Origin of the sequence: Anoxybacillus tengchongensis, assembly GCF_014201585.1 — a bacterium.
Lineage (GTDB): Bacteria > Bacillota > Bacilli > Bacillales > Anoxybacillaceae > Anoxybacillus > Anoxybacillus tengchongensis.
In genome coordinates, this window is the sequence record NZ_JACHES010000001.1 from 156,273 (window position 1) to 173,159 (window position 16,887).

At 44.3% G+C, this 16,887-nt stretch carries 14 protein-coding genes; 12 read left to right on the plus strand and 2 right to left on the minus strand.

The window, feature by feature from the left end:
* Complete coding sequence (locus HNQ82_RS00875; RefSeq protein ID WP_183246351.1) at positions 1-147, minus strand: YycC family protein; 147 nt, start codon at positions 145-147, stop codon at positions 1-3.
* 55 nt (positions 148-202) lie between these two features.
* Here HNQ82_RS00875 and HNQ82_RS00880 point away from each other — a divergent pair, with 55 nt between their 5' ends.
* Positions 203-937, plus strand: a complete 735-nt coding sequence (locus tag HNQ82_RS00880; RefSeq protein ID WP_183246353.1) for a glycerophosphodiester phosphodiesterase — start codon at positions 203-205, stop codon at positions 935-937.
* Here HNQ82_RS00880 and HNQ82_RS00885 read toward each other — a convergent pair.
* A complete protein-coding gene (locus tag HNQ82_RS00885; protein ID WP_183246355.1) occupies positions 929-1,180 on the minus strand; it encodes a DUF2627 domain-containing protein in 252 nt (83 codons plus the stop codon). The two genes, HNQ82_RS00880 and HNQ82_RS00885, sit on opposite strands and share 9 nt — an antisense overlap.
* A gap of 124 nt (positions 1,181-1,304) precedes the next feature.
* Between HNQ82_RS00885 and HNQ82_RS00890 the strand changes: the two genes are divergently transcribed.
* The 11 genes from HNQ82_RS00890 to meaB all read left to right on the plus strand — a co-directional run bounded on the left by HNQ82_RS00890 (position 1,305) and on the right by meaB (position 16,874).
* Positions 1,305-3,371: a sigma 54-interacting transcriptional regulator gene (locus HNQ82_RS00890; protein WP_183246357.1), complete on the plus strand. Its 2,067-nt coding sequence runs from the start codon at positions 1,305-1,307 to the stop codon at positions 3,369-3,371.
* 127 nt (positions 3,372-3,498) lie between these two features.
* The gene (yqiS, locus tag HNQ82_RS00895) at positions 3,499-4,401 is read left to right on the plus strand and encodes a phosphate butyryltransferase (protein ID WP_183246359.1); all 903 of its coding nucleotides are present in this window, start codon (positions 3,499-3,501) and stop codon (positions 4,399-4,401) included.
* 16 nt (positions 4,402-4,417) lie between these two features.
* Complete coding sequence (gene bcd / locus HNQ82_RS00900) at positions 4,418-5,521, plus strand: branched-chain amino acid dehydrogenase (protein ID WP_183246361.1); 1,104 nt, start codon at positions 4,418-4,420, stop codon at positions 5,519-5,521.
* A 60-nt stretch (positions 5,522-5,581) separates the two neighbouring features.
* Positions 5,582-6,682 (plus strand): butyrate kinase, encoded by a 1,101-nt coding sequence (gene buk, locus HNQ82_RS00905; protein ID WP_183246363.1) that lies wholly within the window; start codon positions 5,582-5,584, stop codon positions 6,680-6,682.
* Positions 6,683-6,694: 12 nt separating this feature from the next.
* Complete coding sequence (gene lpdA, locus HNQ82_RS00910; RefSeq protein WP_183246365.1) at positions 6,695-8,116, plus strand: dihydrolipoyl dehydrogenase; 1,422 nt, start codon at positions 6,695-6,697, stop codon at positions 8,114-8,116.
* Between the two features lie 11 nt (positions 8,117-8,127).
* Positions 8,128-9,120, plus strand: coding sequence for a thiamine pyrophosphate-dependent dehydrogenase E1 component subunit alpha (locus HNQ82_RS00915; protein WP_183244038.1), 993 nt, complete (start codon positions 8,128-8,130; stop codon positions 9,118-9,120).
* 2 nt (positions 9,121-9,122) lie between these two features.
* Entirely contained in the window at positions 9,123-10,106 is a 984-nt protein-coding gene (locus tag HNQ82_RS00920) for an alpha-ketoacid dehydrogenase subunit beta (RefSeq protein ID WP_003394199.1), read from the plus strand.
* A 12-nt stretch (positions 10,107-10,118) separates the two neighbouring features.
* Entirely contained in the window at positions 10,119-11,417 is a 1,299-nt protein-coding gene (locus HNQ82_RS00925) for a dihydrolipoamide acetyltransferase family protein (protein ID WP_183246367.1), read from the plus strand.
* 159 nt (positions 11,418-11,576) lie between these two features.
* Positions 11,577-13,598 carry a methylmalonyl-CoA mutase family protein gene (locus HNQ82_RS00930; protein WP_183246369.1) on the plus strand — a complete coding sequence of 674 codons (2,022 nt, stop codon included), beginning with the start codon at positions 11,577-11,579 and terminating at the stop codon, positions 13,596-13,598.
* A complete protein-coding gene (gene scpA / locus HNQ82_RS00935; RefSeq protein ID WP_183246373.1) occupies positions 13,582-15,777 on the plus strand; it encodes a methylmalonyl-CoA mutase in 2,196 nt (731 codons plus the stop codon). Before HNQ82_RS00930 ends, scpA begins: the two co-directional genes overlap by 17 nt.
* Complete coding sequence (gene meaB / locus HNQ82_RS00940; RefSeq protein WP_183246375.1) at positions 15,774-16,874, plus strand: methylmalonyl Co-A mutase-associated GTPase MeaB; 1,101 nt, start codon at positions 15,774-15,776, stop codon at positions 16,872-16,874. The genes scpA and meaB overlap by 4 nt, the downstream gene beginning before the upstream one ends.
* The last annotated feature ends 13 nt before the right edge of the window (positions 16,875-16,887 follow it).

Genomic DNA, 16,887 nt, shown 5'->3' on the forward strand with positions numbered 1-16,887 from the left:
CTACCTTTTTTGGTGTTCATTTTTCTCAATCTCAAGCAACTTTTGGATTAATATGTGCTGAGGCATGTGCATAATTTGTTCTAGTGGCATGTTCAATGCTTTCGCTAGCTTTTGGGCTGTTTCTAACGAAATGTTTAGTGGTCGCATACATTCAACTCCTTTCATATGTTAAGTATAAAATGTTTTTGAAGGTGGGAAAAGGATGACACATATTTTTGCTCATCGTGGTTCAGCAGGAACACATCCAGAAAATACAATGGCTTCGTTTATAGAAGCGGTACGTGTGCAAGCGGACGGAATTGAACTTGACGTACAGCTTTCGAGAGATGGGGTTGTCGTCGTGATTCATGATGAAACCGTAAATCGAACGACAGATGGAACAGGATGGGTAGGACAAATGACGTATCGGCAATTACGGAAATTAAACGCCAATTATAAATTTAAACAATACGGTTTTTGTCCTATTCCATCGCTACAAGAAGTATTGGAGTGGGCGCAAAATACGTCGTTACTCATCAATATTGAATTAAAAAACAATCTTGTACCTTATGAACGGCTAGAAGCAAAAACGATTGAGCTTGTTGAACGATACGGTTTAGCATCGCGTGTCGTTTTTTCATCGTTTAACCACGAAAGTATGGCAACATGTCACAAATTGGCTCCCGATATTGAGACAGCGCTACTATACATGGAAAAGTTACACCGACCGTGGAGCTATGCCCACGCTTTACAGGCATTAGCGCTTCATCCGTATCATCCGACGGTCGATCAATCGTTTGTCGAAGCGGCTCATGCTCATCACTTGCTCGTCCGCCCTTTTACAATCAATAAAGAAGAACAGATGAAAACGATGTTTAGATATGAAGTGGATGGGATTTTTACGGATTTCCCTGAAAAAGCAAAAAACATACGTGAAAAAACGCTTCGATCATTTTGAATCGAAGCGTTTTTTTTGAAAGCGAGGTTGTACTTTATTTCGCTTTCGATCGCGATGAAAAATAAATCCTGCGATAAAGCCGAGACCGACGAGAAAACAAAATAAACCGAGTAAAAACTGAATGGCAAGTGAAGGAATTGGTGCATGCAAAATGCCAAATACGGTATCTCTCATCCATTTAATTCCTAACGCTGCAATAAATCCGGGAATAAGTAAGATGAGTAGGGCGATCATTCGTTGCATAAAACAAAACCCTTTCCATTTGTTCTGTTTTCATCATAAATGTTTTTGTTTGTTTGTCAAGAAGAGAAAAAAACGGTATGATGAAAGCGTCTGCAAAAAATTGCAAACGAATAGGTGATGGGAAATGAAAAAAGTATTAATTGTTGGGGCAGGCAAAGGTGGAAGTGCGCTATTAAAAATGTTCCATGAAACAAAACTAATGGATGTTGTAGCGATCGTGGATCGAAACGACGATGCACCAGGGATAAAGGCTGCACGTGACATGGGTATTCAAACGAGCAACCATTGGCAAGATGTGTTAACGAACGATATTGACGTCATTGTTGAAGTAACGGGAGACGATGAAGTGTTTGCTACGTTGCGTAAAGCAAGTGCTGTGCATACGGTTGTCATTCCTGGTGATATCGCTTATATTATGGCACAACTTGTTGAAGAAAAAGAACAACTCATTGCTACGTTAAAAACAGCGACAACCAAACACGATTTAATTTTCAACTCTACGCATGACGGAATGATTGTTATTGATGAACGTGGTTTCGTGACACATATGAATCCGAGTGCAGAGAAGATGATTGGGAAAAAAAGAAAGGAAGTAATAGGATCACACATTTTACATGTTATTCCAACCAGCGGATTGCCGCGCGTATTACATACAAGAGAAGTTGAATTAAACCAAGAATTGTTATTAGAAAACGGGAAAAAAATGATTACGACACGTATTCCGTTGATAGACGAAAACGGAAAATTGTTTGGTGCTTTTGCGGTATTCAAAGATATTACAGAGGTTGTTCATTTGGCGGAAGAAGTAACAAATCTGAAAGAAATTCGCACGATGTTAGAAGCTATTATTCATTCTTCCGAAGAAGCGATCTCCGTTGTTGATGAATATGGCAACGGCATTTTAATTAACCCAGCGTATACAAAGCTAACAGGCTTATCTGAAGAAGAAGTGATCGGAAAACCGGCAACAGCGGATATTTCAGAAGGGGAAAGCATGCATATGAAAGTGTTAAAAACACGCCGACCAGTCAGAGGTGTGCGCATGAAAGTTGGCCCGAAAAAGCGGGATGTTGTCGTGAATGTTGCCCCGATTATCGTTGATGGGGTGTTAAAAGGAAGTGTTGGTGTCATTCATGATGTTTCCGAAATTGAACAATTAACTTCTGAGTTGCAACGTGCTCGTCAAATTATTCGCACATTAGAGGCGAAATATTCCTTTGACGACATTGTCGGCACGTCAGAAGAGATGATGTTAGCGATTGAACAGGCGAAATTGGCAGCTAAAACCCCAGCAACTATTTTGCTTCGTGGTGAATCAGGAACAGGGAAAGAATTGTTTGCCCACGCTATTCATAATGCGAGTGATCGAAAATACCATAAATTCGTTCGTGTCAATTGCGCTGCCATTTCCGAGTCGCTACTTGAAAGTGAATTATTTGGTTATGAAGAAGGGGCGTTTTCTGGTGCAAGACGCGGAGGGAAAAAAGGATTATTTGAAGAAGCGAACAACGGAAGTATTTTTCTCGATGAGATTGGGGAGTTATCAGCCAATATGCAAGCAAAACTTTTGCGAGTGTTGCAAGAAAAAGAAATTGTGCGCGTCGGTGGCACAAAGCCGATTCCGATTAATGTACGTGTCATTGCTGCAACAAACGTTCACCTCGAAAAAGCGATTGCCGAAGGGACATTTCGTGAAGACTTATATTATCGGTTAAATCGCATGCCAATTTACATTCCGCCGTTACGTGCTCGAAAACAAGATATTCCAGCCTTATGTGAACGACTGATACAAAAACTAAATCAAGACTATGGGCGCAATGTCGAAGGTATTACAGATGATGCGCTAACTTATTTACTCTCGTACGATTGGCCTGGGAACGTACGAGAGCTAGAAAATGTGTTAGGAAGAGCAATGATTTTTATGAAATATAATGAAGTGATCATTGAGCGTAAACATATTTCGCTATTACACAAACCGAAAGAACAAGAACATCTTTCATCTTCTGAATCATCCCATGTTCATCAACCGTTGGCGGTGCTTGTAGAACAATATGAAGCCAAAGTGATTGCGAGCGTTTTACAATCGTGTCAAGGGAATAAAACGGCAGCTGCCAAAAAGCTTGGCATTTCTATTCGAAATTTATATTACAAGCTTGAAAAGTATGGACTTGATAAAAAAAGCATGCAATAATGTTCATAATGTGCAAAAAGTTGCAACGAAAACAAATAGAAGTAAAGCGTTTTCATCATAAAAGAAATTGGCACACTTTTTGCAAGAATAAAAAGTGACGAAAAAACAAAGGGGTTGAGCAGATGAGATGAAGCTACAATCGTTGATCACCAAAGCAACCCAATTTCCTGAGGCAACTGTAGCTGTTGCAGCGGCCGAAGATGAAGAAGTATTAAAAGCGGTCGCACAAGCATTACAAGCGGGATTCGGGCGATTTATTTTATACGGCGATGAATCCGTTTTGTCAAACCTCGTTGCTGAATATGTTCAGGAAGCAAGTGACGATGTGATTCGTATCGTTCATGTTGCGACAAACGAAGAAGCAGCCCACATGGCTGTGAAAGCGGTGCACGAAAAAGAAGCCAGCGTCTTAATGAAGGGGAACGTGCCGACAGCAACCATTTTAAAAGCGGTGTTAAATAAAGAATACGGGCTGCGCACAGGTCGTGTTTTATCGCATGTTGCTGTATTTGATGTACCACATTATGAACGGCCAATTCTCGTCACTGACGCAGCGATGAACATAGCACCTGATTTGCAACAAAAAACAGAAATTATTATGAATGCGGTACAAGTGGCTAAAGCCATCGGAATAGAAAAGCCAAAAGTTGCACCACTTGCCGCTGTCGAAGTCGTCAATCCAGCGATGCCAGCAACGATTGATGCAGCAGCGTTGTCGCTTATGAATCAACGCGGTCAGTTGAAAGATTGCATCGTTGATGGGCCGCTCGCTTTAGATAACGCCATTTCCGTTGAATCTGCCGAACATAAAGGCATTCAAAGCTCGGTAGCAGGACATGCTGACATTTTAGTTGTACCGAACATTGAAACGGGAAATGTGTTATATAAATCGCTCGTATACTTTGCCCGTGCGCAAGTAGGGGCGATAATTGCCGGAGCGAGAGCACCAATTGTATTAACATCTCGCGCAGATTCTGCAGAAAGCAAATTATATTCACTAGCACTAGCCATTTGTGCAACGAACAAATAACAAGGGGGAACGAAAGATGGAGATTTTCAAATATATGGAGCAATACGACTATGAGCAATTAGTATTTTGCCAAGATAAAGAATCAGGATTAAAAGCAATCATTGCTATTCATGATACAACACTTGGACCAGCGTTAGGTGGCACGCGTATGTGGATGTACGAATCAGAAGATGCAGCCATTGAAGATGCGCTTCGTTTAGCGCGTGGCATGACATATAAAAACGCTGCAGCCGGATTAAATCTTGGCGGTGGAAAAGCGGTCATCATTGGGGATCCACGAAAAGATAAAAATGAAGCGATGTTTAGAGCGTTTGGTCGCTTTATTCAAGGATTAAACGGTCGCTACATTACAGCAGAGGACGTCGGTACAACGGTTGCGGATATGGACATTATTTATGAAGAAACAGATTATGTCACAGGTATTTCACCAGCGTTCGGTTCATCTGGAAATCCTTCTCCCGTTACTGCGTACGGTGTGTATCGTGGCATGAAAGCAGCAGCAAAAGAGGCGTTTGGCAGCGATTCACTTGAGGGAAAAGTCATTGCGGTGCAAGGTGTCGGTAACGTGGCGTACAATTTATGCCGTCATCTTCATGAAGAAGGTGCAAAGCTCATTGTTACAGATATCAATAAAGAAGCGGTACAACGCGTTGTCGAAGAGTTTGGCGCAAAAGCAGTTGATCCGAACGATATTTACGGTGTGGATTGCGATATTTTCGCTCCGTGTGCGCTCGGGGGCATTATTAATGACCAAACGATTCCGCAGTTAAAAGCAAAAGTCATTGCTGGCGCTGCCAACAACCAATTGCGCGAAGCAAGACATGGAGACATCATTCATGAAATGGGTATCGTTTATGCGCCAGACTATGTCATTAATGCCGGAGGCGTTATTAACGTAGCCGATGAGCTATATGGATATAATCGTGAACGTGCGATGAAAAAAGTTGAGCAAATTTACAACAATATTGAAAAAGTCATCGAAATTGCGAAGCGTGATGGCATTCCGACATACCAAGCAGCAGACCGTTTAGCTGAAGAACGTATTGCAAAAATGCGTCAATCACGTAGCCAATTTTTACAAAACGGTCAGCACATTTTAAGCCGTCGTCGCACGCGCTAAATAAAAGAAGCGAGGACGGTCGTTCTCGCTTCGTCGATGATAAAAATGGAGGGTTACACATTGCAAGAACATTCATTTCGCATCTTAGTCATTAATCCGGGATCGACGTCAACGAAAATTGGCGTTTTTGATAATGAGCGCTCCATTTTAGAAAAAACGATTCGTCATGATGCAGAAGCGTTACAAGTGTATAAAAAAATTATTGATCAATACGAATTTCGTAAGCAAACGATTTTGGAAACGCTTGATCATGAAGGTATCAATATTTCTAAGCTCGATGCAGTATGCGGCCGTGGAGGCTTACTCCGTCCAATTGAAGGTGGCACATATGCTGTTAATGAGGCGATGTTGCAAGATTTAAGACGTGGGTACTCTGGTCAACATGCTTCAAATCTTGGAGGCATTTTAGCACATGAAATTGCTTCAGCATTAAATATTCCAGCCTTTATTGTCGACCCAGTCGTTGTAGATGAACTTGATCCGATTGCTCGCGTTTCTGGATTTTCATTAATTGAGCGTCGTAGCATTTTCCATGCATTGAATCAGAAAGCTGTTGCACGTCGTGTAGCTAAACAAATGGGTAAAACGTATGAAGATGTCAATTTCATTGTCGCGCATATGGGCGGAGGTATTACAGTCGGTGCACATAAATGCGGGCGTGTCATTGATGTCAACAACGGATTGGACGGAGAAGGTCCGTTTAGCCCAGAACGTGCTGGAACTGTGCCAGCCGGTGATCTTGTCTCCCTTTGTTTTTCAGGCGAATATTATCGCGAAGAAGTGATGCGCATGCTCGTTGGGGGCGGAGGTCTCGTTGGCTATTTAGGGACGAACGATGCGGTGAAAGTCGAGAAAATGATCGAAAATGGTGATGAGAAGGCAAAACTCATTTATAGCGCGATGGCATACCAAGTAGCGAAAGAAATAGGAGCAGCAAGTGCCGTTTTAGCCGGAAAAGTCGATGCCATCATCTTAACGGGCGGTTTAGCGTATGGAAAACAATTTGTGAAAGAAATTGCTGATCGGGTACAATGGATTGCCGACGTCATCGTGCAACCAGGGGAAAATGAATTGCAGGCGCTTGCTGAAGGTGCGCTTCGCGTATTGCGTGGAGAAGAAAAAGCAAAACAATATCCACAAGCGGTCAAAACAACGGTTTAAGGGGATGAAATGATGGCTAAAGAGTACGATGTAGTCATACTTGGGGGCGGAACAGGCGGATATGTCGCTGCGATTCGCGCTGCCCAGCTCGGTTTAAAAACAGCAATTGTTGAAAAAGGAAAGCTCGGGGGAACGTGTCTACATGCAGGATGCATTCCGAGTAAAGCGTTATTGCGCAGCGCAGAAGTGTACGCTCAAACAAAAGAAAGTGAAACGTTTGGTGTAGTTGCTAGCGAGGTGCGATTAGATTTTGCGAAAGTACAAGCGCGCAAACAAGCGATTATTGACCAACTGCATAAAGGCATCCACATGTTGATGAAAAAAGGAAAAATTGATGTGTATGAAGGAACGGGACGTATTTTAGGTCCATCCATTTTTTCACCGATGCCGGGAACGATTTCTGTTGAGATGAACGATGGAACGGAAAATGAAATGCTTGTACCAAAATACGTTGTCGTCGCAACAGGATCTCGCCCACGTACGTTACCTGGCCTAACAATTGACGGTCAATTTGTCATGACATCAGACGAAGCATTACGCATGGAGACGTTGCCATCTTCTATCATCATTGTTGGCGGTGGTGTCATCGGAATCGAATGGGCATCGATGTTAAACGATTTTGGGGTAGATGTTACAGTCATTGAGTATGCAGATCGCATTTTGCCGACAGAAGACCGAGATGTCTCAAAAGAAATTGAAAAAATATTAAAACAGCGTGGTGTACGCATTGTTACAAAAGCGAAAGTGTTACCAGAAACGCTCGTTGTTGGAAATGGTGTACGCATTCAAGCAGAGATTAATGGACAAAACGAAACGTTTACAGCTGAAAAAATGCTCGTTTCCGTCGGACGTCAAGCAAACGTTGAAGGCATCGGATTAGAAAATACCGATATTGTCGTCGAAAAAGGGTTTATTCAAACGAACGAGTATTATCAAACGAAAGAAAAACACATTTATGCGATTGGTGATGTGATCGGTGGTTTACAGCTTGCTCATGTTGCTTCACATGAGGGGATCATTGCAATTGAACATCTCGCTGGAAAAGAAGTTCACCCACTTGATTATGCGATGGTGCCAAAATGCATTTACAGTCGTCCTGAGGCTGCGAGCGTTGGCTTAACAGAAGAAGAAGCGAAGGCAAAAGGATACGAAGTGAAAGTCGGCAAATTCCCGTTTAAAGCGATTGGAAAAGCGCTCGTGTACGGAGAGGCGGAAGGATTTGTAAAAATTGTCGCTGATGCAAAGACAGATGATTTGCTCGGTGTGCACATGGTTGGTCCGCACGTCACAGATATGATTTCTGAAGCTGGATTAGCACGCGTGCTTGATGCGACACCGTGGGAAATTGCGCATACGATTCATCCGCATCCGACGCTGTCAGAAGCGATGATGGAAGCAGCGCTTGCTGTTGACGGAAAAGCGATTCATTTTTAAAGGAGGAATGCATGATGCGTCATAAACAACTCGGTTTAAGCGATGAAACCGTTTTACAAATGTATGAAACAATGGTGTTAGCGCGCAAAATTGACGAGCGGATGTGGCTACTCAACCGCGCGGGTAAAATTCCGTTCGTCATTTCTTGTCAAGGGCAAGAAGCAGCGCAAGTGGGAGCTGCATTCGCTTTAGATCGCACGAAAGATTATGTATTACCATATTATCGTGACATGGGTGTCGTATTAACGTTCGGTATGACACCGACAGAACTCATGCTTTCAGCATTTGCGAAAGCTGAAGATCCAAACTCTGGCGGTCGTCAAATGCCAGGCCATTTCGGGAAAAAGAAAAATCGAATCGTCACGGGCTCTTCGCCAGTTACAACGCAAGTGCCACATGCTGTTGGTATCGCACTAGCAGCGAAAATGGAGAAAAAAGATTTCGTATCGTTCGTTACATTTGGAGAAGGGTCTTCTAACCAAGGTGACTTCCACGAAGGAGCAAACTTTGCTGGTGTTCACAAGTTGCCGGTCATTTTTATGTGCGAAAACAATAAATATGCGATTTCAGTTCCAATTGAAAAGCAGTTAGCTTGCGAAAAAGTATCCGATCGTGCCATCGGCTACGGCATGCCAGGATACACTGTTGACGGTACAGATCCGCTTGAAGTATATCGCGTCGTCAAAGAAGCAGCAGACCGTGCGCGCCGCGGTGAAGGCCCAACGTTAATTGAAACGGTTGCTTATCGTTTAACGGCGCATTCATCAGACGATGATGACCGCGCATATCGTACGCCAGAAGAAATTGCAGAAGCAAAATCAAAAGATCCAATTTACTTGTTTGCAAACTACTTAAAAGAAGTAGGCGTATTAACAGACGAGCTAGAGAAAGAAATTCTCGATCGCGTCATGAAACAAGTCAATGAAGCAACAGATTATGCGGAAAAAGCACCATATGCAGAACCAGAACATGCGTTGAAATACGTATACGCAGAGGAGGAATAAATATGCCTGTCATTTCATATATCGATGCCGTTACGATGGCGATTCGCGAAGAAATGGAACGTGACCCGCGCGTATTCGTACTTGGGGAAGATGTCGGAAAAAAAGGGGGCGTATTTAAAGCAACACAAGGGCTATATGATCAATTTGGCGAAGAGCGCGTCATTGATACGCCGCTTGCGGAATCTGCGATCGTAGGCGTGGGCATTGGCGCCGCGATGTACGGATTGCGTCCCATTGCTGAAATTCAATTTGCTGATTTCATTATGCCTGCTGTAAACCAAATTATTTCCGAAGCAGCGCGTATTCGTTATCGTTCAAATAATGATTGGAACTGTCCAATTGTCATTCGTGCTCCTTATGGTGGCGGTGTTCACGGGGCGCTATATCATTCGCAATCCGTTGAAGCGATTTTTGCGAATCAGCCGGGATTAAAAATTGTCATGCCATCTACACCATACGATGTGAAAGGGTTATTAAAAGCGGCGATTCGCGATGAAGATCCGGTACTGTTTTTTGAGCATAAACGAGCATATCGCCTCATTAAAGGGGAAGTGCCAACAGATGATTATGTGCTACCAATTGGTAAAGCAGACGTTAAACGTGAAGGGGAAGATATTACAGTTATCACGTACGGTTTATGCGTTCATTTCGCGCTACAAGCTGCTGAAAAATTGGCACAAGAAGGCATTTCTGCTCACATTTTAGACTTGCGTACCGTATATCCGCTCGATAAAGAAGCGATTATTGAAGCGGCAAGCAAAACAGGAAAAGTGTTGCTTGTGACAGAAGACAACAAAGAAGGAAGCGTCATGAGTGAAGTGGCGGCAATTATTGCCGAGCATTGCTTATTTGACTTAGACGCGCCAATTATGCGTCTTGCTGGTCCAGACGTTCCAGCCATGCCATATGCGCCAACGATGGAAAAATTCTTTATGGTTAACCCAGATAAAGTTGAAAAGGCGATGCGCGAATTGGCGCAGTTTTAAGGAGGAGTCACGATGGCGATAGAGAAAATTACGATGCCACAGCTTGGCGAAAGTGTAACGGAAGGAACGATTAGTCAATGGCTTGTGTCTGTTGGCGATCGCGTCAATAAATACGATCCGCTTGCCGAAGTGATGACAGATAAAGTCAATGCGGAAATTCCATCTTCATTTGCTGGTGTGATTAAAGAAATTATTGCAAAAGAAGGAGAAACATTGCCTGTTGGCGCTGTCATTTGTACGATTGAAGTCGAAGGAGAAGGACAAGTAGAAGAAAAGCAAACGAGCGTGGAAAACGAATTACCGCCGACGAATGAACAAACGAATAAACAACCGGTGAAAAAGCAAGCCGGTGAGCGTGGACGTTACTCGCCAGCTGTTCTTCGTCTCGCGCAAGAACATCACATCGATTTAACACAAGTGACAGGAACAGGGATGGGCGGTCGCATTACGCGCAAAGATTTACTTAAACTCATTGAGTCTGGTAACGTGCCAAAAGCGGATGCACCAAAACAAGTCGCTGAGCAAGTCCAACAAGTAGAAGTACCGAAACAGGATATCGCACCAAAAATAGAGGCGTCAAAACAACAAGCGCCAAGTGTTCCTGTGCAAGCGGGTGACATCGAAATCCCTGTCACACCAGTCCGAAAAGCAATCGCAACAAATATGCTTCGCAGTAAACATGAAGCACCGCATGCGTGGACGATGGTCGAAGTCGATGTGACCAACTTAGTCGCTTATCGCGATTCGATTAAAGATGAATTTAAAAAGCGCGAAGGCTTCAACCTAACATACTTTGCGTTCTTTGTGAAAGCGGTAGCTCAAGCGTTGAAAGAATTCCCACAAATGAACTCGATGTGGGCAGGCGATAAAATTGTTCAAAAGAAAGATATTAACATTTCGATTGCGGTAGCGACAGACGATGCCTTATTCGTTCCGGTCATTAAACATGCCGACGAAAAATCGATTAAAGGCATTGCGCGTGAAATTGCGGAATTAGCAGCAAAAGTACGCGCAGGAAAACTCCGTCCAGAAGATATGCAAGGTGGGACATTCACCGTCAACAACACCGGCTCTTTCGGTTCAGTGCAATCGATGGGCATTATTAACTATCCACAAGCAGCGATTTTACAAGTCGAATCAATCGTCAAACGTCCTGTGGTTAAAGATGGTATGATCGCGATTCGCGACATGGTCAATTTATGTTTGTCGCTTGACCATCGCGTCCTCGACGGCTTAATTTGCGGTCGCTTCTTAGCACGCGTGAAACAAATCTTAGAAAACATGAATAAAGACAATACGCCAATTTATTAAACGAAAAGAGGGTGTCCACATAGGACCCCTCTTTCATTATATTATCCATTAATTACAATTGTTCGTTGCCCAAGCTGTCTATATATACTACAATAAATATGAATGTTTCAAAAATTAAAAAGAAAGCGCTTTAAAGGTCTTCAAAGGGGAGGGATTGTAATGGCGGATTTTTTAACGATGAAAAACGTCTCGTTTCCTATTCCGACATATGACGAGTGGAAACAGGAAGTAGAAACATCGCTTAAAGGAAAAACATTTGAAAAGTTAGTGACAACAACGTATGAACAACTGCAAGTAAAACCGATCTATGTACGAAGCGATATAGAGGCAACTCCTGAGCAATATCCGGGGTTCCCTGGCTATGTGCGAGGGACGGAGCCAGATGGGTATATGAAAAAAACATGGGCAGTCAGTCAAGCCATTTCTGCCAAAAATCCTAAGGAATGGAACGAAATCGCAACATACGATATTGCAAGAGGACAGACAGAAATTCATCTTATTTTAGACGAGCTCGGATTTTCGATCACGTCGCTAGAGGATATCGAAACGATGTTTTCTGGCATTTCGCTTTCCGATTATTCGATTCGTCTCGATGCAGGGGCATGTTCGTTGTCAGCTTTGGCTCTGTTTGTCGCTTATTTTCATAAACAACAACTTTCGTTCGATTCATTGCGCGGAATAATCGGTATGGACCCGCTTGCGGCATTAGCGATAAAAGGGGGACTTCCTACGTCGCTTTCGACGCTGTATGACGTGATGGCGGATGTGACGAAATGGACGAAAGAACAAATGCCTCATATAAAGACGATCATCGTTCACGGAGAGCCGTATCATCACGGTGGGGCGAATGCGGTGCAAGAGTTAGCGTTTTCGGTTGCGACCGCTGTCGAATATATGAACGAATGTTTAAAGCGTGGGTTGACGGTCGATGAGGTGGCCGAACGAATGAGTTTTTCGTTTGCGATTGGCGCCGACTTTTTTATGGAAATTGCAAAACTACGCGCGGCTCGTGCGATGTGGTCGAATATTGTTCAAGCGTTTGGTGGTAGCGAACGAGCACAAAAAATGTCGCTTCATGCGCGAACGTCGTATTTCACAAAAACGGTGTATGACCCATATGTGAACATGCTTCGGGCATCAGCAGAAGCGTTTGCCGCGATTGTCGGTGGTGCAAATAGTTTACACGTTTCCCCGTTTGACGAAGCGATTGGACCAGCGAATGAGTTTTCCCGAAGAATTGCCCGTAATACACAATTGATTTTACGAGAAGAAGCGCACATCGGGAAGGTCATCGACCCGGCTGGTGGTTCGTATTACGTTGAAACGTTAACGGAACAAATCGCAGAAGCTGCATGGAAGCTATTTCAACAAATCGAAGCGAAAGGCGGCATGACAAAAGCGCTGGAAGCGGGAGTGGTGCAAGCAGAAATCGAAAAAATCGCGAAACTCCGCGAGCAAAACGTCAAGGCGCGCAAAGAACGAATCATCGGCACAAACGTTTACGCCAATTTAGCAGAGCCAAAACCGAATATCCAATCCGTATCGCCGTCAAAAGATGAATCGTATGATGGCGAAACGATGGAACAAAGCGGAAATTGGGTAGATAGCGCCATTGCTTTCGTTCATCGTCGAGCGACCGCTCGAGGAATCGATGCTGCGCTCACCATGACTGGTCCATCGATTGCCATTTCCCCAGTTCGCCAATGGCGGCTATCCGAGCCGTTTGAGCAGCTGCGTCAAGCAGCGGAGCGGCATTTAGAAACGCACGGAAAGCGTCCGACCGTTCATCTCATCAATCTCGGTGCTATCGCCCATCATAAGGCGCGCGCTGATTTTATGACCGGCTTTTTTGAAGCGGGTGGATTTGCTGTCGTAAAAAATGACGGCTATATGTCGATTGACGAGGCGATAAAAGAAGCGTTAGAAGCAGGCGGAACACACTACATCATTTGCGGAACGGACGAAAGCTATCTGGAAGCGGTCCCAGCGATCGCAAAAGCATTAAAGGTCGTGAATCCGCCACGAAACGTCTACGTCGCTGGAAAACAATCGCCGGAAATCGAAACTGCTTTTATAGAAGCAGGGGTGGACGGATTTATTCATATCGGTTCTAATTGCTACGAAACGCTTGTGACGTTTATGAAGGACATGGGGGTGGCTTTAGATGGAGCGGAAAGTTGATTTTACGAATATTTCTTTCCACCGAACGGGAGATACGGTGAGCGAACAACAATGGAAACAGGCTATCGAAGAAAAGCTGAAAACATGTATTGATGACCTTTTCTTCCAAACAAATGAACAAATTGCGCTTAAACCGCTATATACAAAAAAAGATATCGAAGGATTTGATTTTCTCGATTATATGCCAGGCATTCCGCCATATTTGCGCGGACCGTACCCGACAATGTACGTCGTTCGACCTTGGACGATTCGCCAATATGCAGGTTTTTCCACGGCAGAAGAAAGCAACGCCTTTTACCGCCGCAATTTAGCGATGGGGCAAAAAGGGTTGTCGGTTGCGTTTGACCTTGCCACTCACCGCGGCTATGATTCTGACCATCCGCGCGTCGTCGGCGATGTTGGTAAAGCAGGGGTCGCCATCGATTCGGTGCTCGATATGAAAATTTTATTCGATGGCATTCCGCTTGACCAAATGTCCGTATCGATGACGATGAACGGGGCTGTGCTCCCGATCATGGCGTTTTACATTGTCACCGCCGAAGAGCAAGGAGTGACGCGAGACAAACTGTCCGGCACGATCCAAAACGACATTTTAAAAGAATATATGGTGCGCAATACGTACATTTATCCGCCAGAAACGTCGATGCGCATTATCGCTGACATTTTCGCCTATACTGCAAAATATATGCCAAAATTCAATAGCATTAGCATTTCCGGCTATCATATGCAGGAAGCGGGTGCACCGGCGGATATTGAGCTTGCCTATACGCTTGCCGATGGGCTTGAGTATGTGCGTACCGGCTTAAAAGCAGGTATTGACATCGACTCGTTCGCCCCGCGCTTATCGTTTTTCTGGGCAATCGGCATGAACTATTTTATGGAAGTGGCAAAAATGCGGGCAGCGCGCGTGATTTGGGCGAAAATGATGAAAACATTTAACCCGAAAAATCCGAAGTCGTTGGCGTTGCGAACGCATTCACAAACATCAGGTTGGAGTTTAACCGAACAAGACCCGTTCAACAACGTTGTCCGCACGCTCATTGAAGCGCATGCAGCGGCGATGGGGCATACGCAGTCGCTCCATACGAACGCGCTGGATGAAGCGATAGCGTTACCGACTGATTTTTCTGCGCGTATTGCTCGCAATACGCAGCTTTATTTGCAAGAAGAAACGGGCATTTGCCGCGTCATTGACCCATGGGCAGGCTCATATTATGTTGAAACGTTGACGAACGAGCTAATGGAGCGAGCATGGAAGCATATTGAGGAAATCGAAAATCTCGGTGGGATGGCGAAAGCGATTGAAACAGGATTGCCAAAAATGCGCATTGAAGAAGCAGCGGCAAGACGACAGGCGAAAATTGATTCTGGAGCGGAAACGATTATTGGCGTGAACAAATATCGTCCAGAAAAAGAAGTACCAATTGACATTTTAGAAGTCGATAATACCGCTGTCAGAGAGCGGCAAATTGAAAAATTAAAACAGTTGCGTGCTTCTCGGGATGAAGAGCGCGTACAACAGGCATTAAATGCCATCACAAAAGCGACGGAAACAGGGGAAGGAAACTTATTAGAATTGGCGGTAGAAGCCGCTCGTGCTCGTGCGACGTTGGGTGAAATTTCGTATGCGATTGAAAAAGTAGCAGGTAGGCATAAAGCGGTCATTCGTTCTGTTAGCGGGGTATATAGCGCCGAGTTTACGAACGAAGAAGAAATTGCGCGCGTGAAAAAAATGACGGATGAATTTTATGAGCTAGAAGGAAGAAGACCGCGCATTTTAATCGCAAAAATGGGGCAAGATGGGCACGACCGTGGAGCAAAAGTCATTGCCACGGCATTTGCTGATTTAGGGTTTGATGTCGATATCGGCCCGCTCTTTCAAACGCCAGAAGAGACAGCGCGACAAGCGGTTGAAAACGATGTGCACGTCGTTGGAATGAGCTCGCTTGCTGCAGGGCATAAAACGTTATTACCACAGCTTGTTGAAGAGTTGCGAAAATTAGGTCGGGAAGATATTATCGTCGTTGTTGGTGGGGTCATTCCACCGCAAGACTATGAATTTTTATATGAACATGGAGCGGCTGCCATTTTCGGACCAGGTACAATTATCCCGGTCGCAGCACAAAAAGTATTGCATGAAATTTATCGTCGACTCGGTTATGAGGAAGTGAGCGAATGAACGATGAGCGAACATCTCGGCCAGAATGGGCTGATGAAGGAAATATGTTTGCCACATCATACGTCAAAGGAAGCGACGGTGTTTATGCATCAAAAGAAAGACGGTGGGTGAAAAGAAAAGAACGTTCAGTTGAGGAATACGTCGCTGGGATATTAAATAACGAACGTACCATTTTAGCGCAAGCGATTACGCTCATTGAAAGCAATGCGGCAAAACATACAGAAAAGGCCCAACGCATATTGCATGAGCTCCTCCCCTATGTGGGACGTTCCATTCGCATCGGCATTACCGGTGTACCGGGAGCGGGAAAAAGTACGTTTATTGAAGCATTTGGGCAATTTTTATGCGACAAAGGTCATCGTGTTGCCGTGTTAGCTGTTGATCCGAGTAGTTCTGTTACAGGTGGAAGCATTCTTGGCGATAAAACGCGCATGGAAAATTTAGCTCGAAACCCACGTGCGTTTATTCGCCCATCGCCATCGGGTGGCACGCTCGGTGGCGTGCATCGAAAAACGCGTGAGACGATATTGCTTTGTGAAGCAGCAGGATATGATATTATTCTTGTTGAAACGGTTGGTGTTGGTCAAAGCGAAGTGGCAGTGCGCGGCATGGTTGATTTCTTCTTATTGCTCGCCTTAACGGGCGCCGGTGACGAACTACAAGGAATGAAAAAAGGAATGATGGAGCTCGTCGATGCGATCGTCATTAATAAAGCAGATGGGGATAATAAAAAGAAGGCCGAGCTTGCGAAAGAAGAATATAATCAAATTTTACATTACTTACGTCATGCGACGAAAGGTTGGGAGACGAAAGCATATACATGTTCTTCTCTCTACGGAGAAGGAATTGAACAAATTTGGGAAGTAATCGAACGGTTTGTCCAAACAACAAAACAATCTGGCGTATTTGAAGAAAGAAGAAGAGAACAGATGAAAGATTGGTTGCACGCGATGATTAAAGATTATTTGCATATCCGCTTTTTTCAGCATCCGGCTGTACAGCAACAGTTGCCGACGATTGAACGAGATGTGATGGAAGGAAAACAACCGGTCACGATGGCCGCTCAGCAATTAATTCGTTTATATGAGCAAACGTAAAAGGTGTCCGTTA